At 44.4% G+C, this 268-nt stretch carries 1 protein-coding gene; it reads left to right on the forward strand.

All coding sequences use genetic code 11. The annotated features are described in order from the left end of the window. The coding region (locus AB4585_RS29590; RefSeq protein WP_372172410.1) for a DNA glycosylase AlkZ-like family protein at positions 1–268 on the forward strand (268 nt) is incomplete at both ends.

Here is a 268-nt window from a genome sequence, read left to right on the forward strand (position 1 = left end):
GCATTAGTCAGCTGTTTGATTTTGACTACCAGCTAGAGTGCTACGTTCCTGCTGCTAAGCGAAAATTTGGCTACTTTTGTTTGCCGATAGCCTGGGATGGGAAATTGATAGGAAGAGCAGATTGCCGTGTAGAAAAATCCACGTCTACATTGCAAGTGACCAACCTGTATATTGAAAAAGCATTCACCCATCGAGACGGGTTTGATGGAGCCTTAGCCAAAGAGCTCCACGCATTCGCCACATTTAATCAGTGCACAAGCTATCAAAT

The sequence above is a fragment of the Vibrio sp. 10N.222.49.C9 genome (assembly GCF_041474985.1).
Classification (GTDB): domain Bacteria; phylum Pseudomonadota; class Gammaproteobacteria; order Enterobacterales; family Vibrionaceae; genus Vibrio; species Vibrio crassostreae_C.